Origin of the sequence: Dactylosporangium sp. CA-092794 (assembly GCF_050948465.1) — a bacterium.
GTDB lineage: Bacteria > Actinomycetota > Actinomycetes > Mycobacteriales > Micromonosporaceae > Dactylosporangium.
In genome coordinates, this window is record NZ_CP192044.1 from 3616193 (window position 1) to 3638031 (window position 21839).

The 21839-nt window shown below is 73.4% G+C and carries 16 protein-coding genes and 1 tRNA gene; 10 read left to right on the top strand and 7 right to left on the bottom strand.

Features of this window, described 5'->3' with window-relative positions; all coding sequences use genetic code 11:
* Nucleotides 1-35 precede the first annotated feature (35 nt).
* Nucleotides 36-109: transfer RNA gene (locus ACQPXD_RS15520), tRNA-Pro, on the bottom strand.
* A 269-nt stretch (nt 110-378) separates the two neighbouring features.
* Between ACQPXD_RS15520 and ACQPXD_RS15525 the strand changes: the two genes are divergently transcribed.
* The 5 genes from ACQPXD_RS15525 (at nt 379) to ACQPXD_RS15545 (ending at nt 5234) form a co-directional block, all read left to right on the top strand.
* Entirely contained in the window at nt 379-675 is a 297-nt protein-coding gene (locus tag ACQPXD_RS15525; RefSeq protein ID WP_432838941.1) for a hypothetical protein, read from the top strand.
* Nucleotides 672-1478 (top strand): hypothetical protein, encoded by an 807-nt coding sequence (locus tag ACQPXD_RS15530; RefSeq protein ID WP_432838943.1) that lies wholly within the window; start codon nt 672-674, stop codon nt 1476-1478. Before ACQPXD_RS15525 ends, ACQPXD_RS15530 begins: the two co-directional genes overlap by 4 nt.
* Nucleotides 1479-1504: 26 nt before the next feature.
* On the top strand, nt 1505-1963 hold the full coding sequence (locus ACQPXD_RS15535; RefSeq protein WP_432838945.1) for a hypothetical protein: 459 nt from the start codon (nt 1505-1507) through the stop codon (nt 1961-1963).
* Between the two features lie 10 nt (nt 1964-1973).
* On the top strand, nt 1974-2315 hold the full coding sequence (locus tag ACQPXD_RS15540; protein WP_432838947.1) for a hypothetical protein: 342 nt from the start codon (nt 1974-1976) through the stop codon (nt 2313-2315).
* 270 nt (nt 2316-2585) lie between these two features.
* A complete protein-coding gene (locus ACQPXD_RS15545; protein ID WP_432838949.1) occupies nt 2586-5234 on the top strand; it encodes a discoidin domain-containing protein in 2649 nt (882 codons plus the stop codon).
* 121 nt (nt 5235-5355) lie between these two features.
* Here the strand turns inward: ACQPXD_RS15545 and ACQPXD_RS15550 are convergent, their stop codons facing one another.
* Nucleotides 5356-5991, bottom strand: a complete 636-nt coding sequence (locus tag ACQPXD_RS15550; RefSeq protein ID WP_432838951.1) for an acVLRF1 family peptidyl-tRNA hydrolase — start codon at nt 5989-5991, stop codon at nt 5356-5358.
* Between the two features lie 489 nt (nt 5992-6480).
* Nucleotides 6481-7269 (bottom strand): hypothetical protein, encoded by a 789-nt coding sequence (locus ACQPXD_RS15555; protein ID WP_432838953.1) that lies wholly within the window; start codon nt 7267-7269, stop codon nt 6481-6483.
* Nucleotides 7270-7515: 246 nt separating this feature from the next.
* On the opposite strand from ACQPXD_RS15555, the gene ACQPXD_RS15560 reads away from it, so the two are divergent.
* Nucleotides 7516-8082, top strand: coding sequence for a hypothetical protein (locus ACQPXD_RS15560; RefSeq protein WP_432838955.1), 567 nt, complete (start codon nt 7516-7518; stop codon nt 8080-8082).
* A 53-nt stretch (nt 8083-8135) separates the two neighbouring features.
* Nucleotides 8136-10451 carry a putative bifunctional diguanylate cyclase/phosphodiesterase gene (locus tag ACQPXD_RS15565; protein WP_432838957.1) on the top strand — a complete coding sequence of 772 codons (2316 nt, stop codon included), beginning with the start codon at nt 8136-8138 and terminating at the stop codon, nt 10449-10451.
* Here ACQPXD_RS15565 and ACQPXD_RS15570 read toward each other — a convergent pair.
* Both ACQPXD_RS15570 and ACQPXD_RS15575 read right to left on the bottom strand, forming a co-directional pair.
* The gene (locus ACQPXD_RS15570) at nt 10435-11490 is read right to left on the bottom strand and encodes a hypothetical protein (RefSeq protein WP_432838959.1); all 1056 of its coding nucleotides are present in this window, start codon (nt 11488-11490) and stop codon (nt 10435-10437) included. The genes ACQPXD_RS15565 and ACQPXD_RS15570 overlap by 17 nt on opposite strands.
* Entirely contained in the window at nt 11490-11813 is a 324-nt protein-coding gene (locus tag ACQPXD_RS15575) for a PadR family transcriptional regulator (protein WP_432843854.1), read from the bottom strand. Before ACQPXD_RS15575 ends, ACQPXD_RS15570 begins: the two co-directional genes overlap by 1 nt.
* A gap of 95 nt (nt 11814-11908) precedes the next feature.
* Here ACQPXD_RS15575 and ACQPXD_RS15580 point away from each other — a divergent pair, with 95 nt between their 5' ends.
* Nucleotides 11909-15871 (top strand): glycoside hydrolase family 38 C-terminal domain-containing protein, encoded by a 3963-nt coding sequence (locus ACQPXD_RS15580; RefSeq protein ID WP_432838961.1) that lies wholly within the window; start codon nt 11909-11911, stop codon nt 15869-15871.
* Nucleotides 15868-16428 carry a DUF7158 domain-containing protein gene (locus ACQPXD_RS15585; protein ID WP_432838963.1) on the top strand — a complete coding sequence of 187 codons (561 nt, stop codon included), beginning with the start codon at nt 15868-15870 and terminating at the stop codon, nt 16426-16428. Before ACQPXD_RS15580 ends, ACQPXD_RS15585 begins: the two co-directional genes overlap by 4 nt.
* Before the next feature lie 13 nt (nt 16429-16441).
* Here ACQPXD_RS15585 and ACQPXD_RS15590 read toward each other — a convergent pair whose 3' ends face one another.
* Nucleotides 16442-17956 (bottom strand): RICIN domain-containing protein, encoded by a 1515-nt coding sequence (locus ACQPXD_RS15590; RefSeq protein ID WP_432838965.1) that lies wholly within the window; start codon nt 17954-17956, stop codon nt 16442-16444.
* Nucleotides 17957-18631: 675 nt separating this feature from the next.
* Nucleotides 18632-19882, bottom strand: a complete 1251-nt coding sequence (locus ACQPXD_RS15595) for a hypothetical protein (RefSeq protein WP_432838967.1) — start codon at nt 19880-19882, stop codon at nt 18632-18634.
* A gap of 197 nt (nt 19883-20079) precedes the next feature.
* Between ACQPXD_RS15595 and ACQPXD_RS15600 the strand changes: the two genes are divergently transcribed.
* Nucleotides 20080-21774, top strand: coding sequence for a S8 family serine peptidase (locus ACQPXD_RS15600; protein WP_432838969.1), 1695 nt, complete (start codon nt 20080-20082; stop codon nt 21772-21774).
* Nucleotides 21775-21839: the final 65 nt, after the last annotated feature.

Below are 21839 nucleotides of genomic sequence, written 5' to 3' on the forward strand. Positions count from 1 at the left end.
GGCTAACACCCGTCGTCAACGGCCCTCTCGTGCTGTCGGGACGGCGGGATTTGAACCCACGACCCCTTGACCCCCAGTCAAGTGCGCTACCAAACTGCGCTACGTCCCGGTGCTGCCTGGACCCGTTCTCCCCCGGCAGCCGCTACAGCGTAGCGCATCCCCCCACCCGCCCGCGCGGCGGTATCCCCCCTGCCGGTTACGGGGTGGGTGGTCGCCAGGTTACGGCGCGTGGGCGAGGTCAAGAAGGCCGAACATCGCGGGAATCCGCGGACCTGCTCGTACCCGCCGTCGGCCCCCACAAATCCCCACAAAAGAGACTGGCGTGGCGCTGTGGGGGAATCTAAGGTGCCCTCCGCGCTTAGGTGACGAGGGGGCGGCGTGCTGGGGGTTGATCTTTATCTGTTGTGGCGGGCCGGGCGGTACGGGCTGCCGGCGCTTGCTGGGGTGTACCGGCGGGCGGCTGCGGGGCTCGAGGGGGTCCGGCATGACGATGCCGAGTGGGGGGCGCTCCAGCGGCAAGTCGTGAGCGTGCTCGCGCAGGCCGGGCGGCAGGTCGAGGAGGCGGCCGTGGCCGTCAGTGCGGCGGCCGACGGGTACGCGCGGGCCGACGCGGCGGCGCGGGGCGAGTTCGAGCGGCTGCGGGCCGACTCGCTGCGGCTGGGGAGCCGGCGGTGACCTACGCACGGCTCATGGAGCACGCCGAGGACATCCGGCGGGAGGCGGTCGAGGCCACCCTCGTCCTCCTGGACGGGCCGGAGACCAGCGTGCGGAAGTCCGTCGAGCGGGAGTTCGCGGACGTGCCGGACGCGTTTCGGCCGTTGACCGGGTTTCCCGATCCGGCGCGGTACGACGGGCTGGCGGACGGGGTGGATGATGTCCTTCGTGGACTGTCCACAGGGGACGGGATGCCGGCCGATCCGGAAGTCGCGCGATTCAATGGTACCGTCGCGGCATTGAGAAGCTGGTCCGGGACTGCTGCGGAGCGGTTTCGGGCCGGCTTCGCCGATCCCTGGCCGGCGCTGGTGCGCAATCAGTTCACCGCCTGTGCGGTGTTGCGTTCGGCGCTGCGGGCCGAGCAGGACATCTGGGCGCGGGCGCGGCAGGACGCCGATCAGATCGCCGAGCAAGGGTTGGCGGCGATCATGGCGTGCCGGGACTGTACGCGTACCGAATGGACCATCACCTTCACCGTCGTCGCCTCGGTGGCGGCGGTGGCCGCGGTGCCGGTGGGCGGGGCGATCGCGCTGGCCGCCGGGGGAGTTGCCGGGGTGGCGCAGGTGGCGGCCGCCACCGGGCCGGACGAGGCGCCGCGCAGCACGTTCAGCGGGGACGACCCGGCCGAGATCGTCTCGCGGCTTCGGGAGGCGATCGGGCTGCTGCGCGGGCACATCCGGCAGCAGCGGGCCGGGGTGGGTGCGGCGCTGCGGACCACCCGGATGCTGATGACCGACCGGCCGGAGTTGTTCGGGTGGTCATAACCGTCGAGGTCGGTGGGGGAGCGGTGGTGGGCGAGCTGCTGGGCGGCTCGGGAGTGCGGGTCCGGGTGCTCGACGAGCGGCTGCTGCGCGATCCGGCGGCGCTGGCGGCGCGGCTGGAGTCGCTCGGGCGGGCGCTGTTCGCGGCGCGGACGCGGGCGTTTCTCGCGGCGCACGGCGACGGCGCGGTGCGGGAGCCGGCGGCGGTCGGGTGGCGGGCCGAGGCGTACGTCAAGGGCCGGGCCGCGATCGTCGCGTGTGGACGGTCGCGGGACGGGCGGGTCGCCGTGCGGGTCGAGGGGATGCGGCGGTGGCGGGTCGACGTCGAGCCCGGCGCCGACGGCGCGGCGGTGCAGGAGGCGGCGGAGGCGCTGCTGCGCGACCAGGCGGCGCGGATCCGGCAGCTGAAACGAACGATCTGGCAACTGGACGGCACCGCAGGTCGGGCGGGCGGCGGCCGAATTCCCGCAGGAGATCCCCCCGGATAGGAGGCGCCGCATGACGCAGATTGCCCGCATTCTGGTCGTCGAGGATGATCCGCGGCTGCGCGGCATGGTCGCGGATCGGCTGGTGAAGGCCGGCTTCGAGGTCATCGTGACCGACCGCGCGGTGGGCGCCGTCGATGCGGCGGTGGCCTGCCTGCCGAACGTGATCATCCTCGACGCCATGATCCCCGAGTTGCGGGCCGATCCCGAGACCGCGCGGATCCCGGTGCTGCTGCTGTCCGCGGGAATGAGCCCGGGGGCGGTGCTCGGCCGGGTTCGCGAGTTGCTGCGGAGGTACCCGACGCCGATCGATCCGAACACCGGTTTCCGGCTGGATCGCAGTTTCCGCTGGTGACCGCGGGCGGGCACAGGGGTCGATGCGAGAGGGCTCTGCAGGAGAGCGCTCTCTAAATTTCAGTTCCGGAACCGCAGACCTCTTGACAGCGGGGCCGCTTCGGATAACGCTCGTGCTTGGAGAGCGCTCTCCGAACCCCACCCCGGTTCCCGGGCCGCCCGTTCCCGGTCTGGTGAGCCTGACACCCCGTCGGCCGGAACACAAGTGCGACCGCCGCACGCCGCGGTGGCACTGCCGGTCGTCGCCGTGCCCCCTGAATCAGGAGCAGAGATGCACACCGCCGCACCGCCAACGGCGAATCGACGCCGCCGAAATCTCATCATCGCCGCCATCGCCGCGCTCGTGGTGGTGGCGACGTATGCCGTCACCACGACCCTGACCGCCTCGGCCGCCGACACGCTGCTCTCGCAGGGCAAGACGGCCACCGCCTCCTCGACCGAGAACGCCGGCACGCCGGCCTCCGCCGCGTTCGACGGCGACACCACCGGCACCCGCTGGTCCAGCGCGTTCAGCGACCCGCAGTGGATCCAGGTCGACCTGGGCCAGACGGCGACGATCTCGCAGGTCAAGCTGTACTGGGAGGCCGCCTACGCGTCCGCGTTCCAGATCCAGACCTCGGACAACGGCACCAGCTGGACCAACGTCTACTCCACCACCACCGGCACCGGCGGCACCCAGACGCTCAGCGTCACGGGCAGCGGCCGTTACGTGCGCCTGAACGGCACCGCCCGGGCCACCGGTTACGGCTACTCGCTGTGGGAGTTCCAGGTTTACGGCTCCTTCGGCGGTACCAACCCCGGCACCTGTGACACGGGGACCAACGTGGCCCAGGGCAAGACCGCCGACGCCTCCAGCACCGAGAACGCCGGCACCCCGGCCTCCGCGGCCGTCGACGGCAACGCCGGCACCCGCTGGTCGAGCGCGGCCAGCGACCCGCAGTGGCTGCGCGTCGACCTCGGCTCGGTCCAGTCGATCTGCCAGGTCACGATCAACTGGGAGACCGCCTACGCGACGGCGTTCCAGATCCAGACCTCGACCGACAACGCCAACTGGACGACCATCAAGACGGTCACCGGCGGCACCGGCGGCAACCAGGTCCTCAGCGGCCTGAGCGGATCCGGCCGCTGGGTTCGCGTTTACGGTACGGCCCGCGCCACCGGATGGGGCTACTCGATCTGGGAGCTGATCGTCAACACCGGTGGCACCGGCCCGACGACCTCCTCGCCGTCGCCGACCCAGTCGCCGACCCCGTCCCCGACCGGTCCGCAGCTGCCCGGCGGCGGTGACCTGGGCGCGAACGTGATCGTGTTCGACCCCACCCAGTCGTCCGCGACCATTCAGGCGAAGCTGGACCAGATCTTCACCCAGCAGGAGAAGAACCAGTTCGGCCAGGAGCGCTACCAGTTCCTGTTCAAGCCGGGGTCGTACTCCGGGCTGAACGCCCAGATCGGCTTCTACACGTCGATCAACGGTCTCGGGCAGAATCCGCAGGACGTGCAGATCCACGGCGACATCACGGTCGACGCGGGCTGGATGGCCGGCAACGCCACCCAGAACTTCTGGCGCTCGGCCGAGAACCTGTCCATCTACCCGGTCTCCGGCACCGACCGGTGGGCCGTCGCGCAGGCCGCGCCGTTCCGCCGCATCGACGTGCACGGCGGCATGACCCTCGCCTCGCCCGACTGCGGCTGGGCCTCCGGCGGGTACATCGCCGACTCGCGGATTTCGGGCAACATCAACCCCTGCTCGCAGCAGCAGTGGTTCACCCGCGACTCCACGATCGGCAGCTGGAACGGCTCGGTGTGGAACATGGTGTTCTCCGGCGTGCAGGGCGCCCCGGCGAACAGCTTCCCGAACCCGCCGTACACCACCCTGGCCACCTCGCCGGTGACGCAGGAGAAGCCGTACCTGTACGCCGACGCGGCCGGCTACCGGGTGTTCGTGCCGTCGCTGCGCACCAACTCCAGCGGCGCGACCTGGACCAACGGCCAGACCCCCGGATCCTCGCTGTCGATCAACCAGTTCTACGTGGCCAAACCCGGCGTGACCGCGGCGACGCTGAACCAGGCCGTGGCACAGGGCCTGAACCTGCTGTTCACCCCCGGCGTGTACCACCTCAACTCCACGGTGAACATCAACCGCGCCGGCACCGTCGTCCTGGGCCTGGGCTACGCCACCATCGTCGCCGACAACGGCGCCCTGCCCATGGCCGTCGGCGACGTGGACGGCGTGAAGATCGCCGGGCTGCTCTTCGACGCCGGCACCACCAACTCCCCCGCCCTGCTGCAGGTCGGCCCCACCGGCGCCACCGGCAACCACGCCGGCGCACCCAACCTCATCTCCGACGTGTTCCTGCGCGTCGGCGGCGCGGGCGCGGCCAAGGTCACCAACGCCATGGTCGTCAACAACAACAACACGATCATCGACCACATCTGGTCCTGGCGAGCCGACCACGGCGACGGCGCCGGCTGGACCTCCAACCCCTCCGACACCGGCCTCATCGTCAACGGCCAGAACGTCACCGCCTACGGCCTGTTCGTCGAGCACTTCGAGAAGTACAACGTGATCTGGAACGGCAACGGCGGCAAGACCATCTTCTTCCAGAACGAACTGCCCTACGACCCGCCCTCGGCCGCCGCCTGGTCACACGACGGGATCACCGGCTACGCCGCCTACAAGGTCGCCAACACCGTGACCTCACACGAGGCATGGGGCATGGGCAGCTACTGCGTGTTCACCACCGACCCCTCCATCGCCGCCTACCACTCCTACGAAGCACCGGTCAACACCAACGTCAAGTTCCACGACATCCTGACCGTCTCACTCGGCAAGGGCTCCATCACCCACGTCATCAACGACACCGGCGACGCCGCCCTGCCTTCGAGCGTCGTCCCGCACAATGTGATCAGCTTCCCGTAACAAACCCTGGCAGCGGTACCTGCTGAGGCGGGCCGACCGGCGAGAGCCGGTCGGCCCGCCGCCATTTCATGGCCGTTGATCGTTTTGCGGCCGCGGCGTTGCCCGGCCTGGTCGGCGGTGCTCAGGGCACGAGGTGGATGCGGACCTTGCGGGCGGCGACCGCGGCCTCCTCGAGCACGGCCAGCCGCGGCTCGGCGACCTCCAGCAGCCGGGGATGGCGCATCGCGGCGAGCGGCTCGAGCCGCCGGTCGGCGAGGATCGCGTCGACCAGCCCCCGGTCGCCGCCGCACACGAGCGCCGCCAGCGAGCCGGCCTCGGGCAGCAGGACCCGCGCGGCGATGTCGGCCGCCTTCTCGGCCACGGCGTCGGCCTGGTTGTCGCGGCGCCGGGCGTACCGCTGCTGTGACCATCCACCGGCCGCCGTCCGCCCGTGCACGTGGAACCGCTCCACCTTCGACACCGCGATCGTCGTGCCGTCGGCCACCCCGGCCGCGACCGCCCCCTTGCGAGCCAGCAGCAGCCCGATCCGCGGCGGCGCGGCGAGCCCGGCCAGCAGCGCGTCGACGTCGGCCACGTGGGCCAGCCCCGGCGGCGGATGCAATGTGGCGGTGTCACCGTTGCTGGTCCCGGTGAGGACGAGCCCGTCCTCGTCGGCGCCCTGGTGGCGCCCGTAGAAGCCGTCGAGCCACCCGCGCAGCCGCTCCGGCGAGATCTCCACCCACCGTCCGCCCCCGGCGGCGGGTCTGGCCGTCACCATGCCCCAACCCTCCCACACCCCCGCCGCCCCGGCGTCACGCCCACGCCCCTCACCAGTGCCCGCACCCGCGCCTTGTCGCCGGCACCGCTGTATCGCCGCGGGAACCGTCGCGCCGGCAACCGATCGCGGCGACTACCACCCCGTTCGCCCGCTGCGACCGGAAGTCTCCGTGATCATGCCGGACCTGCTACCGACACCACCGGTTTCTCATGATCACGGAGTGAACATGTACACCTGTGTACCAAATGTCTCCACGATCATGGCGAACCCGTAGTGCGGCCGCGGCAACGTGCATGATCACGGAGACATACGTCCGCCTCAGCCCACCCGGGCCGCGGCGGCGCACCCCCGGGCTGCGCCGGGGGGAGGTGGCTACTGCGTAGCCCACCTCCAGTGAAATGGTGATTAACGGATATCTCTCCTGACGGGGTATAAGTCCGAAAAGTCGTGGCGCGGAGCGCCCGACTTTTCGAGAGGCAGCGTGGTGGGTCAGCCGGCGGTTGCGGCCTCCTGGGCCTCGAGCGGCTCCTCGGCCGGCTTCGGGCCGAGGAGGACCCGCAGCTCCAGGCCCTTCATCAGCCACGAAGCGCCGAAGCTGAGGATGGCCAGCGTCTCGCCGATGATCAGCGAGTAGTCGTCGAACCGGCCGCTCAGCTCGGTGATGGCGATGAACACCACCGCGACCCCGATCCCCGCCGCGCAGGTGAAGTGGAAGCGGCGCCAGAAGGTGGGGGAGAGGCGGCCGGTCAGTTCGGTGCGCTTGCCCTCGCTGAGGCCGAAGTACAGGCTGATGACGCCCAGCGAGACGATGAACACCGCGGCGCACGTGTAGTGCACGGCGGCGACCGGCGCCTCGCCCAGGCGCTCCTGCAGCGGGGTGAGGGGGATGGTCGAGCCCTTCGGGCGGTCGGTGTGAAACAGCGCGACGCCCAGCGCCGCCACGCCGGCCACGGTGCTGAGCAGGTTGTCCAGGTGGCGCTCGAAGACCTTGTAGGTCAGCAGGAACAGGCCGGTCACGCACAGGGCGCCGACGAAGACATCGCGCATGCCGGTGTAGAAGTACTCGCTGAGGGAGCCCAGCAGCTTCCCGCCCTCCAGCGCCACGTCGCCGAGCACGAGCAGGACCGGCAGGGCCAGGCCGACGAAGCCGATCACGGCGCGCATCAGCAGGTATGAGCGCAGGTACAGCACGCCGGCGTCCGGGTTGCTCAGCTGCTGCGGGCTCGGGCGGTGCGGGGCGTCGGCCCGCGCGTCCAGGAACCCCATCGGACCTTCCATCGGTCCATCATGGACGACCCCGAAGCGGACCGCCTGATACGCACGGGCGGAATTCGGCTAGGATGAACGGCGGCGCCGCCGTGCGCCGTACCCCTCGACCGGTGGCCCACGCCCACCGGCGGTGCGGGGGAGAAGGTGGTCATGCCATCGCGGCAGGTGAAGTTCCGGCCGGTTTCCGATCGTCACACGGTCGCCGCCTCCGCCGCGTGGGCCAGGGGATGCGGCATGCCGTGGTGAGGAACGACGATGACCGACCACAAGCATCTCAAGGCCCGCATCCGGGAGCGCGTCGCGCGCACCGGCGAGTCCTACACCACCGCCCGCCGGCACGTGCTGGCCGGGAACGCGACAGCCGTCGCCGGTGAAACGGGGTACGACACCTTCGGCGGCGGCCAGCACCAGCCCAGCACGCTGCTGCGCCACCTGCTGCACCGCGACGGGATCGAGCTCAGCGAGGCCATGCTGTGCGGGCTCGGCGGCGGGATCGGGTTCATGGTCGCGGTGTTCGACTACCGCGGCCTGCCGCCCATCCTGACCATCGTCGCCCAGCACCACTCCGAGCCGTGGCTGCCGGCGGCGCTGGGCCGGCTCGGCGCCGGGTTCGACGAGGCGCACAGCGGCTATGCCCGCGGCGTGGAGGAGCGCCTGCTGGCGGCGTTGCGCGGCACCGGTGGTACCCCGGCGGCCGAACAACCGCCGGCGGATCCGATTCTGACCGACGCGGCCCGGCGCGAGCTGTTCGACGAGCTCGCCGGGCTGGTCGAGGCGGCCCGGCGCGACGAGGAGGCGGCCGTCGCGGCACTGCGGGCCTAGCGCCGGTCCCGCGTTTCGTTCATGACCGGCGCGCGCGTGCCGATCACGCGGGTGTGGAGAGGGTGGCGGCCTGGCGTCCGACCCGGCTGCTCGTCGCGGCCTCGCTCCTGACGTTGCTGGCCGAGTTGTGGTTCGGCGTCGGGCTGGCCCGGCCGACGCCGGCCCTGGCCAGCTGGGTCGCGGTGCCGGTCGCCGTCGGCCTCGGCACCGCGGCCTGCCGGGTCACGAGCCGCGCGCCGGGCCTCGACCCGGCCGCGGCCCGGTTCTGGCGGCACATCGCGGCCGGCATGGTGTTCATCGGCGTCGGCGGGATCACCAACGCCGTCGACGTGTATCGCGACCGCGTCGGGCCGCAGCACGTCGGGCCGTTGACCGTTGGCCTGTATCTGGCCGGGCTCGCGGTGATGCTCCTGGGCCTGCTGCGGATTCCGGCCGCTCAGCGGACCCGCGGTGAGTGGCTGCGCTTCGGGCTGGACGCGGCGACGGTGCTCGTCACCGTCGTCACGTTTGCGTGGTACTTCCTGTTCCAGCACTGGACGGCCTGGTCGGGCGGCAACGCGAGCGGCGCCCGCGCGGTGGTGGCGCTGCTCGCGTGCGGCGCGGTGTGCGTGTTCGCCGTGGTGAAGGTGGCGTTCACCGGGACCGGGCCGCTGGACCGGCGGGCGCTGCACCTGCTCGGCGTCGCCGGCGGCGCGGGCGCGTCCGGCGGCGGCCTCGTCCCGCTGCTGGCCGACCGGCCCTACCTCAACGGCGCGCCCATCATGATGCCGGTCACCTGCCTGGTGCTGTGCTTCGCCGCGGACCGGCAGCGCCGCGCCGCCGGGGTCGCGCCGCCGCCGCCCGGGCGGCTGGTCCGGCCGGGCCTGGTGCCGTACCTCGCGGCCGGTGCCACCTGCGCCCTGCTGCTCGGCGCCGCCCTGGTCGACGGCGACGACGTCCTGTGCGTCGCCGTCGGCACGGTCGTGCTGGTCGTCCTCGTGGCCGCCCGGCAGGCCGCCGCGCTGCGCGACAACGCCGAGCTGGTGGTGCACCTCGACGACCGGCTGCGGCAGGTGGTCGAGTACCAGGAGTCGCTGGCGTGGCAGGCGACCCACGACGCGCTCACGCACCTGGCGAACCGGCGCCTGCTCACCCAGCACACCGGCGCGGCCATCGCCGACGGGGGCCGGGTCGCGCTCGCGCTCGTCGACATCGACGACTTCAAGGCCATCAACGACGACCTCGGCCACGCCGCCGGTGACGCGCTGCTGCGCGCGGTGGCCGACCGGCTCGCGCAGCTGTGCCCGTCGGGCGGCCTGGCGGCGCGGCTTGGCGGCGACGAGTACGCGCTGGTGTTCCCGGCCCCGGACGCCCGGGCGGCGGTGCAGTACCTGATTCTGGTCGCGGCCGGGCTGCGCCGGCCGCTCGAGGCCGCCGGGCACGCGCTCGTGGTCGAGGCGAGCGTCGGCGTGGCGGTGAGCGGCGGCGCCGACGAGGCCGGCGCCGAGGAGCTGCTGCGCCGCGCCGACGTGGCCATGTATGCGGCGAAACAGCAGGGCAGGGGCCGGCAGCTGGCCTACGACCCGGCGATGGACCAGCGCGGCGCCGAGCACGCCCGGATCGCCGCCGAGCTGCGCACCGCCCTGGACACCGGGCAGCTGCGGGTCTTCTACCAGCCGATCGTGCGCATCGCCGACGGACGCCCGGTCGGCGCGGAGGCGCTGGTGCGCTGGCAGCACCCGCAGCGCGGCCTGGTCCGGCCGGACCTGTTCATCCCGGCGGCGGAGCGCACCGGCATGATCGTGCCGATCGGGCAGTGGGTGCTCGCCGAGGCGTGCCGGCAGGCGGCGCGGTGGCGGCGCGAGTTCGGGCCGGACGCGCTGCAGTACGTCTCGGTGAACGTCTCGCCGCGCCAGCTGCGCGAGGCGGGCTTCGCCGACCGGCTGCGGGCCGTGCTGCGCGCCGCCGGGCTGCCCCCGGACGGCCTGATGGTCGAGATCACCGAGACCGCGGTGTTCGACGGCGGGCCGGCGCTGGACGAGCTGCACGAGGTGAAGCGTCTGGGGGTACTCGTGGCGCTGGACGACTTCGGCACCGGGCACTCCTCGCTCGGCCTGCTGCGCACGTGCCCGGTCGACGTGCTCAAGGTCGACAAGTCGTTCGTGGACAACGTCACCGATGCCGGCGAGCGCTCGGTCATCGCCGAGGCGCTCATCCGGATCAGCCGGGGGCTGCGGCTGCGGGCCGTCGCCGAGGGCGTGGAGACCGCCGAGCAGGCGGCGGCGCTGCGCCGGCTCGGCTACGAGTACGCCCAGGGCTACCTCTACGGCCGGCCGGTCCCCGCCGGCGAGCTCGCCGTGGCCCCCGCGGCGGTCAGGTCCGCGCGATGAGCGTCGCCTCCGAGCGTTTCGGCAGCGCGCTCAGAGCCAGCGCGAGCAGGGCGCCGCCGCCGCCGACCACGAAGAACAACGAGTACGTGGGCTGGCCGAACCACTCCCACATCGGCTCCCACGACTGGCGCGGTTCCGTGACGTGGCTCGCGGCGACGAGCGTCACCGCGAACAGGGTCGGTGCCCACCACAGCAACAGCGTCAGGCCGAACAGCACCCGCACCACCCAGCCGGCCGGGTGGCGGCCCTCGACGCGGCGGCTGGCCCAGCCGAACAGCAGGAACGCCACCAGCCCGGCGAGCAGGCCGCCGGCGATGCCGCACGGCCACACGGCCGGCGGCGCGGTGCGGGAGAAGCTGGCGTAGAGGTACGTCGTGTCGGGGGTCGAGTCCCAGAACACCTCGAACGTCAGGACGAGGTCGCCGCGGCGGGCCGAGACCGAGGTCAGCCACGATCTGAAGTCCGGCCGGTAGACCGGGGAGACGGTCCAGCCGTGGTTCTCGAGGTTGGCGACCGCCTCGTCCACCGCCTTCTGCGGGTCGGCGTAGGACCCGCCGTGGACGGTGCTGCCGACGCCGACCTGCGAGTATTCGCCGCCGTCGCCGAACAGCAGGTTGTCGCGCATGTCCCAGGACAGGGACTGGCCATAGATGCCGAACTGGCGCCCGGGCGGCGGGTTGGGCTCGCTCCACGGCACGTCCGGCACGATCTCGGTCAGCATCGCGCTGGTCTCGGCGGGGGCGGGCAGCGGCCGGGCCGTCTCCCAGCCGGCCCGGGTGGCGAACGCGGCGCCGAACAGGCCGCTGATCAGCGCCGTCAGCAGCGCCCAGGTGACGACCGAGCGGCTGGCCGGGCGGCCCAGCCGGGCCCGCAGCCCGTGCCGGAGCAGGTCGGCGGCCTCGCGCACGGTGGGCCGGGCCCGCTCGGGCGGGGCGGCCTCCAGCAGCGTGGCGAGCAGCTCGTCGCCGCGGGCGCGGCGGTAGGCGCGCGGATAGGTCAGCATGAGCCGGCGGTACCGCCGGGCGAGCCGGTCGCGCATCACACCGTCCTCGGCCGGGTGACGGCGCGCAGCTTGCGCTCGGCGACGGTGGCCAGCCCGCGCAGCCGGGCGGTCTCCGCGCTCAGCGCGGTCAGCCCCTCGGCGGTCAGCCGGTAGTAGCGGCGGGCCCGGCCGTCGACGAGTTCCTCGCGGTCGAGCTCGACCAGGCCCTCGGCGGTGAGCCGGTCCAGGGCCGTGTAGAGGGTGCCGGTGAGCAGGGTGACCCGCCCGCCGGAGAGCTCGGTGACCTCCTGGAGGATCCCGTACCCGTGGCGGGGCGCCCCGGCCAGCGCGGTCAGGATCAGGAACGTCGGTTCCCGCATCGGCTTCACGGCCGGAGCATAAGTAATTGATCAAGCTATCGTCAACGGGTGGCGTCGGTACACTCTGGCCGGGAGTCCGCCGGGTAAGGAGCGACATGCGCATCGAGGGCACCGAGCTGTTCGTCGGCGACCGCCAGGTCGTCCGGGTCGGCGGCGTCACCGGCACCGTCGAGGTGCGCGGCGACGGCGTCTCCGGCCGCGCCTCGGGCGGTGACGGCACCGCGGACGCCGTGGTCGAGGTGCCGGTCGCCGTCGACGCCCCGCCCGGGACGCTCGTGCCGATCACCGTGACCGCCGGCGCCGAGACCGGCCACGGCGAGCTGGTCGTCGCCGAGCCCGGCTGGACCGTCTGGATGATCTCGCACTTCCACTACGACCCGGTGTGGTGGAACACCCAGGCCGCCTACGCCGCCACCTGGGGCCGGCCGGAGCAGACCGGCGCCGAGTTCCGCGGCGACTTCCAGCGCACCGGGTTCGAGCTGGTCCGGCTGCACCTGGAGACCGCCCGGCTGTATCCGGAGTACAAGTTCGTCCTGGCCGAGCTCGACTACCTCAAGCCCTACTGGGACGCCTGCCCGCAGGACCGCGACTACATCCGCGCCCTGCTGCGCGAGGGGCGCCTCGAGCTCGTCGGCGGCACCTACAACGAGCCCAACACCAACCTCACCCTGGCCGAGACCACGATCCGCAACTTCCGCCACGGCATCGGCTTCCAGCGCGACGTCGTCGGCGGCGACCCGCGCACCGCCTGGCAGCTCGACGCGTTCGGCCACGACCCCAACTTCCCCGGCCTGGCCGCCGCGGCCGGGCTGGACTCCTCGTCGTGGGCGCGCGGGCCGTTCCACCAGTGGGGGCCGATGCTCACCACCTACGCGCCGGGGGAGCGCGGCTGGGGCGACCCGTCGGGCATGCAGTTCCCGGCCGAGTTCGAGTGGCTCTCGCCCAACGGCCTCGGCGTGCTCACCCACTACATGCCGGCGCACTACGGCGCCGGCTGGCACATCGACGCCCAGCCGACCCTGGCCGCCGCCGAGGACAACATCTACCGGCTGTTCCTGCTGCTCAAGAAGGTCGCCAGCACGCGCAACATCCTGCTGCCGGTCGGCACCGACTACAGCCCGCCGGCCAAGTGGGTGGTCGACATCCACCGCGACTGGAACGCCCGCTACACCTGGCCGCGGTTCGTGTGCGGGCTGCCGCGCGAGTTCTTCGCCGCCGTGCGCGAGCAGGCCGACGGGTTCGCGCCGCAGACCCGGGACATGAACCCGATCTACACCGGCAAGGACGTGTCGTTCATCGACACCAAGCAGGCCCAGCGGCACGCCGAGGCGCTGCTCACCGACGCCGAGACGTTCGCCACCCTGGCCGCCCTGGGCGGCGCGCCCTTCCCGCACGAGCCGGTCGACCTGGCCTGGCGCCACCTCGTCTTCGGCGCGCATCACGACGGCATCACCGGATCCGAGTCCGACCAGGTGTACCTCGACCTGCTCACCGGCTGGCGCGAGGCGCACGACCTGGCCGCGGGCGTGCTCGACGGCGCCCTCGCGGCGCTCGCCGCCCGGCTGCCGGCCGGCGACGGGCCGCCGCGGGTGGTCGTGTTCAACCCGTCGTCGTGGACCCGCACCGACGTCGTCCGCGTGCCGCTGCCCGACGGCCTGGAGGCGCCGGCCGTGGACGGCTCGCCGGCCCTGGTCGAGGACGGGGAGCTGGTGTTCCTGGCCCGCGATGTTCCCGGCGTGGGGTACCGCACGTTCGCACTGTCCACAGGGGACGGCAGCGGCTGGCAGGCCCGGGCGGGTACCACCTCCATCGAGAACGAGAGCTTCCGGCTCACCGTCGATCCGCGGCGCGGCGGCGCGGTCGCGTCCCTTGTGGACCTCGCGGCGGGGCGGGAGCTGCTCACCGCCGGGCGGGTCGGCAACGAGCTGCTGGTGTACGACGAGTACCCGGCCCACCCGACGGCCAACGAGGGCCCCTGGCACCTGCTGCCCAAGGGCCCGCCGGCGGCCGGATCCGCCGGCGCGCCCGCGCGCTCGGTGACGGTCGAGACCTCCGCGCTCGGCGAGCGGGTCACCGTCACCGGCTCGGTCGGCCCGGCCAGCTACACCCAGACGCTGACCCTGTGGCGCGGCGTGGCCCGGGTCGAGGCCCGCACCGCCCTCGACTTCGACGGCGCCGACCAGCTCGTCCGGGTCCGCTGGCCGGCCGCGATCCCCGGCGCGCTGCCGGTCAGCGAGGTCGGCAACGCGGTCGTCGGGCGCGGCTTCGGCATCATCGACGTCGACTCCGGCCCGGCCCCGTGGACCCTGGACAACCCGGCCCAGCACTGGTTCGCGCTCTCCTCGACGGCCCGCGTCCGGGTCGGCGGGCACACCCGGGCGATCGGCGTCGCCGAGGTCGTCGGCGGCTCGACCGAGGCCCAGCGCGCCCTGGCCCTGGCGCTCGTGCGCCAAGGGGTGACCGCGACCTGCTCGGTCGCGGACGGGCCGCGCTACGGCTCCCTCGCGCTGGACTCCAACCTGCCCGACGTGCGGATCGCGATCGGCGAGCACGCCGTGGCCGGCGACGCCCGGGCGGCGGAGATCCTGCGCGCCGAGGGGCGGGTCTGGCTGCCGGCCGAGCGGCCGCTGGCCGAGGTGTGGGTGCCGGGCGCCGACCTGACCGGGGCGCGGGCGCTGCCGGTGCTCGCCGTGGCCGGGGACGCGGTGGAGCGGCTCTGCGCCGACCTCGACGCCGGCGACGTGCGGGTCTCCGCCGCCGGGGACGACCCGGATCCGGCACTGGAGGAGTACACCTTCGGCATCGTCAATCGCGGCCTGCCCGGCTTCGCCGTGGACACCGGCGGCGCGCTGCACCTGTCGCTGGTGCGCTCGTGCACCGGGTGGCCGTCGGGCGTGTGGATCGACCCGCCGCGGCGGACCGCCCCGGACGGGTCCAACTTCCAGCAGCAGCACTGGACGCACGTCTTCGAGTACGCGGTCGCGGCCGGACCGGGCGACTGGCGCGACGCCGGGCTGGTCGCCGCCGGGCACGCGGTGAACCACCCGATGCACGCCCGCACCGTCGCCGCCGGCCCGCCCGCCGCCGACCGGCTGGTCCACATCGAGCCGTCCACAGTGGTCCTCACCGCGCTGCGCCCGGAAGGCGAGCCGCTCGCCGCCGGGGCACGGCCGGGACCGGTCACCGCCGTCTCCGCGCGGTACTACGAGTCGGCCGGCCGCCCGGCCGACGTCCACATCGGACTGCCGGTGCCGGTCCTGGAGCGCACCCCGGTCGACCTGCTGGACCGCCCGGTCCCGCCGGCCGGGCTGGCCGGCGCCGGCACCGGGCAGACGCTGCTGCGCGTCGCCGAACCGCTGCCGGCGGCCGATTTCCGCCCCGGCGCGCCCTACTCGCGCTACTGGCTGCACAACACCGGCCCGGCGCCGCTGGGCAACCTGCCGGTGTCGGTGCACCTCGACCCGCCGCACGTCGACGCGGCCGGCCCGGTCACGCTGACCGCGAGCGTCGCCTCCGACCTCGTCGCGGAGCGGGCCGCCGGGGTGCTGAGCTTCGTCGCGCCGGACGGCTTCTGGGCCGAGCCTGCTTCGGTGCCGTACGACCTCGAGCCCGGCGGCCACGCCGCGTTCCCGGTCACGGTCACCCCGGACGGGGATCCGGCCCCCGGTGTGCGCTGGCTGCGCGCGGAGATCTCCCACGGCGCCTACGACGTGACGCGCCTGCTGGCTGGCGTCGCCGGCCCGGAGTCGCTGACCGCCACGCTCGGCCCGGCCGCCCTCGACCTGCGCCGGGGCGACTCGGCGGCGCTGACCCTGACCCTGGTGACGGACGCGGCGGGGGAGGTGCTCGTGGACGTACACCTCATCGGACCATGGCACACCTGGGAACTGTTGCCGGCGCCCCGGCACACGATCGCGCTCCGCGGATCGTCCACTGTGGAGCTCCCGGTGCGCGTGCCGGCGTGGCACCCGGCCGGGCGGTGGTGGGTCCTGGCCCGGCTCGCCCACGCCGGGCAGCTGCACTACACCGCCGCCGTCCCGGTGCTGGTCCGGCCGTGACCGTCGCCGCGTTCGTGGCCGGCCGGCCGCTGACCGTCGCCGAGGTCGAGGAGCGGCTCGCCGCGCTGCGCGCCGGCCCGTTCGCGGCCCGCCTGCCGCACCCGGCCACCGCCGAGGGTCGCAACCTGCGCCGCTGGCTGGTGCAGGTGCTCACGGCCGAGGCGGTCCTCGACCACGAGGCCCGCGCGCGGGGGCTCGCCGGGGACGGCCGCCTCCCGCGGACGGCCCTGGACCTGGGCGCGGCGCTGCGGCTGGGCGGCGTCGCGGCCGCCGTGCTGGCCGTCCACCCGCACGGGCCGGCCCTGCACGCGGCGGTGACGGCGGCGGTGACCGTCCCGGCGGCGGAGGCCCGCGCCTACTACGACCGCAACCGCGACCGGTATCCGTCGGAGTACCCCGAAGCCCGGCCCGCGGTGACCGAGCTGCTGCTGGCGGCCGCCCGCGACCGGGCGTTCGGCCGCTGGCTCGACGAGCGCTGCGCGGCGCTGGTCCGCCTGCGGCCCGGCTACGAGCACCCCGGCGACCCGTCCCAGCCCGACTACGCCCACCACCACTGACCCGCGGCGCCGCTCAGCTCGCCGGGACGAGCCGCCACAGGTGATCGGCGGTGCCGTTGTCGCCGTACTGCGTCACCTTGGCGTCCTCCGCGGTGGACATGACGTCCACGGCCATGAGCAGGCCGCTCTGGGCGCTCTGGATCTTGTAGACGCCGCCGCCGGTGTCCAGCATGGTCCACTCGTTGTTGATGTGCGGCTCGTCGTTGTACTCCACGAGCGACGCCGTCGGTTCCCGGGAGATGCCGAGCACCGCGACGATCAGCCCGTTGCCGACGTTCTTGATCTTCACGTGGCCGTCGCCGGTGCTGATGATCTGCCAGAGCTGGTCCCGGCTGCCGGTGTCCGAGTGCTGGACGAGCTGCGAGTTCCACTCCGTCGTGTGGTTGAGCGGGGAGAGCAGCTTGCCGCTGTTCACGCTCACGATTTTGTACGCCACGATCGACGGGGTCGGCGACTTCGCGGGGGAGGGCGGCGGCGGTGGTGGCGGGGGCGGCGCGCTCTTCGGCGGCGCGGCCGACGGCTCCGGGGACTTGCTCGGCGCGGGCGGGGCGTCCGCGGTGAGCCGGGTGTCCAGCGCGTAGTACGCCTCGTCCGCGTTCACCTGCGCGACGAAGCGCCCGAGCCAGGGCAGGTTCGGGATGCCCATCGCCTGCCGGACCGGGGTCGGGCCGACCCGGAACGCGGCGAGCGCCAGCTGGTAACCGTCGCCGCTCATGTTCTTCAGCTGCCCCATCAGGTCGCACATGGCCTTGCCCATCGCCGGGATGGCCGTGGCCGGGTCCCACGGCGACGCCTTCGGGGAGGGGGCGTAGGCCCTCCACAGCTCGGCGGAGAACTGGGCGACGCCCATCTGGCCGTTCGGCGAGCGCAGGTTGGCGTTGAACGCGGACGAGGCCATCACCTGCGCGGCCACTCGCACCGGGGTGACCCCGGAGCAGATGCGGCCCGCCGCGAGCACCGGCGCGAGGTCGGCGTCGGGCACCCGCACCAGGCTCGTCTGCAGCGGTGCCGACGGGGCGGCCGAGGCGACCGGGTTGCCCTGCCCGCCGAACACGCTCTGCTTCGCGTACCAGGCCGCGTATCCGTTCACGGTGTCCACGTAGGACTTCGCCGAGCCCGGCACGCCGGCCGCGTTCCGCACCGCTTGCAGCCCGGAGTGGTACGCGGCGAGCGCGTTGGACCACTCGTCCCCGTCGACCTTCGCGAGCCGGACCTCGCCCACCAGGTCGCACATCTCGTGTGCGAGCGCGTAGTACACCGCCCGGGTGTCGTTGGGGTTGGCGTCCTGCCACGGCGCCCACTTCGTGAAGTCCGCCGGGGACATGTCACCGGCCAGCACCTGCCCCGCGAGCCGGGGACCGGTGAGGGTGCTGCACGACAGCGCGGCGAGGGACAGCGTCTGTGCGGTGGCGTCGTCGACCGGCGTGCCCTGGATCTCGTTGCTGTCCGCGACGGCGCTGCCGATCCCGATGAACGCGGCCACGGCGCAGCACACGGCGAGCACCGACGCCAGGATCACGGTCGTCACCCGGCTTGTTCCCTTGAGGAGACTGTAAACATTGTCCACGTTTGGTCCCTTTTGGGGTGGTGGGCGGGATAGTCCGCCACCAATACGACTGGCGGACCGGCCGGGTTCACCGTTCCGTGAACGTTCCCGTCCCGGACGCCGTCGTAGGGTCGTGACCATCCGCCGGGGTGTCGTCGTCGCGGTGCTGGGTGGGCTCCTCGCCCTGCTCCTGCATCCCGTCGCGGCGTCGGCGGACACCGTGAAGTACTACGTGGTCGGCACGCCGCTCAACGGCCAGCGCGAGTATCTGTTCGACATCGCCGCCAAGACGCTCGGCAGCGGCAAGCGGGCGCAGGAGATCTTCGACCTGAACAAGGACCGGGTGCAGCCGGACGGCGCCAGGCTCACCGACCCGCTGGAACTGCACACCGGATGGATCCTGATCCTGCCGCCCGACGCCGACGGCCCGGGCGTGCGCACCGGGCCGCTCCCGCCGCTGACGCCCCCGGCGGCATCCCGGCCGCCCGCGTCCGCGTCGCCCACGCCCACGCCGGCCGGGGCCAGGGCCGGCTCCACCGGCGGCGATTCCGGTATCTCGGACATCGCCGTGATCCGGATCGTGGCCGTGATCTTCATGGTGCTGTTCGGTGCCCTCGCGCTGGCCTTCGCGAAGAACGTGCCGCGGCGGGTCCGCGGTCAGTCCCCCTCCTGGCCGGCGGAGTCCGAGGCCGCCGGGCTCTCCCCGGCCGGGCGGCCGATCAGGTCCGCCAAGGGCGCGGCGCCGGGGACCGGGCGCCAGCCCCCGCCGGCCGGGACGTAGACGCGCCGGACCTCGACCCGCTCATAGGAGCGGGGCGGCAGCACCACGCCCGCCCCGGCGGCCCGCAGCCCGGCGAGCCGGGACCGCAGCGCGGTGAGCCGGCGGAGCGCGACCTCGGTGCGCACCGTGTCGATCGCCCGCCGCCGCGGCACGCGCAGCTGGACCAGCCGGTACCCCCGCTCGGGCTCGGGCTTGCGGCGCAACAGCGTGAGCCGGTCGGCCGGCAGGCCGGTGCCGGTCTCCGGCAGCATCGCGTAGGCCCTGCGGTGCCGGCGCTCCGGCCACCGCACGGCGTCGTTGGGCAGCCCGTCGATCCCGTGCCGGGCACCGGAGCTGCGGATCGTGACCCGCTGGTCGATGAACCGCTCGACACACGTGGCACCGGCTTCGCTCAGCGTGTAGCCGGCGACCAGGCGCGCCTTGTCCAGCCAGCCGACCGGTAGCAGGTACAGGCCGATGTGGATCAGATGCTGCAGGTGGGGCGGCACCCGGACGCTGAGATGCCCGAGCTCGACGGCGCCGCCGGGCTCCACCCGGATCCGCAGCAGGTGCCGCAGGTCCGCGGATTCCGTGATCGGCCGGGCCTCGAGGCGCCCGAGCAGGAACAGGTCGGGGCTGGGCACCCCGTCGTCCGCCGCGATCTGCGGCGTGGTGGTGCACGACACGTACACGTCGAAGGCCTCGGTGTTGACCGGCGGGCGCGGCGGCAGCCAGTCCACCCCGTGGGCGCTGCGCCGTCCGGCGCGGCGCTCGGTGGCCGGGCGCCGATCGGCCGGAGCGTCGATGCTCTCGGGTACCGGGTCGATGACCGCCGCGGTGATCGCGGCGACCGGCCGCGGGAGGAACGCGCGCCGGCTGCTGCGCCGTCCGAGCAGGCGGTCCGGGGACGGGGCCGGGCGCAGGAGCGGCCACCAGTCGAACGGGTCGTCGCACCGCCCGTCCGGGAGCGGGACCGCCGTGCCTGGGGCGGTGTCCTCGTCGGCCCGGTCGCGCTGCTTGAGGGCCTCGACGACCTCCGACATGCGCAGCGGGACCAGCGCGCCGGCGGCCGGGGCGTCGTCGTCGGGAGTCGGCAGATCGGGCCGGACCTCGGTGTCAACGGAGAGGACCGCGGACTGACTGATCATGATCGGGCCTTTCGACGAGGCAACCGTGATTACCTCAAATACGGATCTCGAGCCCGGGTGGGTCATCCGGTGGCCGCTTATTTTTCGGAATCTGTACACCGGGGGCCGCCGATCGGCGGCCGAGAAAAGTGACCGCCCGTCATGAACTTCGACCCCGCCGGACCCGTATTGGTGGCACTAGCGAATTGGGGGAAGCGATGACGATGTCCACCACCCGGCGCACCCGGGCCGGCGCGGGGCTCAGCCTTGCCCTGGCGCTCGGGGTCGGCCTGGTCGGTCTCGCCGCGTCACCGGTCGCCGCCGCTCCGTCCGATAACAGCGAGTTCGTGAAGTACTACACAGTGACGTCGTCGTACAACGGTGCGCCGGAGAACCTGACCGAGATCGCCACCCGGTTCCTGGAGGACGGCCGGCGCTCCGCCGAGGTCTTCAACCTCAACAGCGGGCGCCAGCAGCCCGACGGCGGCGCGCTCACCGACGGCAACAAGCTGCATGCCGGGTGGGAGCTGGTGCTGCCCTGGGACGCGATCGGCGCCGGTGTGCAATACGGCCTGCTGCCCACGACGGTGCCCAAGCCGGCGGCCACCCCGCCGAGTCCGGGCAAGCCCGGCGGCGGCGCCACGGGATCCGCCGCCCCGACGAAGACCGCCGCCCCCTCCATCTCGCCCAGCCGCGCCCCGGGCGCCGGCGGCTCCTGCACGGTGGCCTCGTCCAGCTCGTCGTCGCAGTCCGACTGGGCGACGCTGCGGCTCGCGCCGGAGCAGGCGCTGACCCACACCAGCGGCAAGGGCGAGCTGATCGCGATCGTGGACTCCGGCGCGGACGGCAGCCTCCCGCAGCTCACCGGGCACGTCACGATCGGCGCCGACGTCGTGGCCAGCAGCGGCCGCGGCGACATCGACTGCATCGGCTCGGGCACCGCCATGGCCGGTCTCATCGTCGGCCAGCCCACGCAGAGCAGCAACCTGCGTGGCATCGCCCCGGACGCCGTGGTCATGCCGATCCGGATGGTCACCAACTCGCCCAAGGCCCAGCCGGCCGACGGCGCCACGGCCATCGAGGTGGCCACCTCGGCCGGTGCCACGGTCATCGCGCTCGGGTCCTATGTGGACTGCGGCGACCCGGAGGTGGCCGCCGCGATCGCCGAGGCCGCCACGCACGACGTGGTCGTCGTCTGCGGTGCCCCGGTCAGCTCGACGCCGGTCGACCCCTCCGCCGGATCGCCGTCCGAGGCCACCATCCGGGTCGGCGGCGTCAGCGTGGACGGGCAGCACGCCGCGTCCTACCGGCTCGGGGCGATCGACGTGGTCGCGCCCGGCGTGAACATCACCAGCCTCGGCACCACCGGTACCGGCGCGATCAACGGTACCGGCACCCAATACGCGGTCGCCTACGTGGCCGGCGAGGCCGCCCTGATCCGCGCGCTCTACCCGGACCTCACCGCCGCGCAGGTCGTGCACCGGATCGAGGTCACCGCGGACAAGATGAGCGATGCCGTCCCGGACGGCCGCTACGGTTACGGCCTGATCAACCCGGGTCAGTCGGTCACGAAGTCGCTGCCCGAGGAGGCGCGCTCGGCACAGCCGGCCGCCCGGCCCACCTACAGCGCGCCGTCCAACGGCGGCCGGGGCACGCTGCTCGTCTTCGTCGCGCTCATCGGTCTGGGCGCCGGGGTCCTGCTCGTCCTGCGGATCCGCAGGCTCATGCGGGCCGGGCGGGAGGACCAGGACGGCGACGACCCCGGACCCGATCCGGGGCCGGAGCCGCCGGATCCCGCCGATGACTACTGGTCGGCCCGGCTGGGGCACCCGCTCACCAGGGCCGGCGCCGGCGGCGCTCCGCGCGGCGACGCCCGCCCGGACGAGACGAGCGACGAGAGCTTCCGCGACTGACACCGTTCGGCTGATGGCCAGGTTCACCTGAAAGTCTTGTTTCGAAAGGTGAACCCGACGGTGCG